Genomic DNA, 1,532 nt, shown 5'->3' with positions numbered 1-1,532 from the left:
CCGAGTTGCGGACGTTCATCGAGTCCCGGGCGTTGCGCGAGGGTATGCCGGGTGCGGACGTACGCGCCGACCTGGCCCGCCGCCACCTGTCCGAACCCGTCAGCGCACTGCTCGACGCCCAGCGGCAGTGGTGGCACGACTCGGATCCGGTGGTCGCCGGAACCCGGCACCAGTTGACCCATGTCATTTCTGTCCGGGCGACGATCGAGCCGGTGTCGGCGTGGGGTCGCACCATGTACCGGGTCACCCCGGAGAACTGGAGCGACACCGGCCGACTGTCCTTCACCTTCGAGGTGCGCTCGGGCACGGTGCCGGACGGGCGGGTGGCCGAGTTCCGGGGTGGTGGCCGGGAGCGGCACTTCGTCCTGGTGGTGGACCGGGCCTCGTTCGACCTCGGGGAGCCGCGTCCGGGCCGGGACACGACAGCCGCCGAGTACCGGTTCCGGGGACAACTCCGCAGAACCCTGGGCGAGCTGATCGAGATGCAGCATGCCCGGCCGGGGGAGGTGCCGTTCCGGCCGATCGACCGACTGGTCGCGAATGCCCCCACCGCGGCGGCGGCCGGCACCTCGATCGCCGTGGCCGCGGCGTTGGGTGCGCCGCAGCTGGTGATCCGGCGGACCACGGTGGCGGCGTTCGAGTTGGCGACGAACAACCGGCTCTCCCGGTATGTGACCACGAACAAGCTGGAGAACAAGCACGACCGGGCGTTGGCCCAGTTGCCGGACCGGACCGGGATCGCCGAGGGCGAGCTCCAACGGCGGGTCGACGCCAGCTACGACCGGGCCGGTGAGCTGGCCGCGACCGTGCTGGGTGACCGGTCGGCGGCCGAGCGGACGATGCATCCCGACCCGGAGACGACCCCGGACACCCGTACGGTGCCGGATGCGGAGGCCCGGCCGATCCGTAGCCGGGTCCGGCACGAGATCAGCCAGATCAGTCGGCTACTCGGCAGCGAGCCGATCGAGTTCCTCAAGAAGGTCCGGTTGCTCGACGGTGACCGGTACAAGCTGGTGATCCGGGGCGACGCCCGTAACGCCGTCGTGCATGTCGAGGTGGCCCACACCGCGGATCCGAACAAGATCGAGGTGGACTACACCGACGAGCGGATCACGCTCAAGGTGTCGCCGGACATCGACACGAGCACCATGCACACCGCCGTACGGGATGCGTTGGCCAAGGTGGCGGAACGTCAGCACGAGCTGACCCGCCACGAAGCCGGTTGGCGGGTGTATCTGGAGCGGGCGGCTCGGGGTGAGGGGCCGTCGACTCTGATGGTGCTCGGTATCGGCAACTTGCCGCGTGGTGGCCCCATCGCCGTGCAGGTGTCGGCCTCGGTTGTCAAGGCGCTGGTGCAGGTGCTGGTCGACCGGTTCAACGGGCTGCGCAGCCGGGAGATCGTCGACCTGGCCGAGCGGTACGACCTGGAGCACTGGGGTCGGTTGACCGCGGCGCAGCGGCGTAACGTCGGTGGCCAGATCGGTGAGCTGACGACCAACGGACACAACCTGGCCCGGGCGGCGCTCGACCGG

The 1,532-nt window shown here is 70.0% G+C and carries 1 protein-coding gene; it reads left to right on the top strand.

Translation table 11 applies throughout. The features are described from left to right. The coding region (locus tag ACFQ4H_RS34745) for a hypothetical protein (RefSeq protein WP_377579516.1) at positions 1 to 1,532 on the top strand (1,532 nt) is incomplete at both ends.

Source organism: Micromonospora sonneratiae, from assembly GCF_042679305.1.
Classification (GTDB): domain Bacteria; phylum Actinomycetota; class Actinomycetes; order Mycobacteriales; family Micromonosporaceae; genus Micromonospora_H; species Micromonospora_H sonneratiae.
This window is presented reverse-complemented; position numbering and strand designations above follow the sequence as displayed.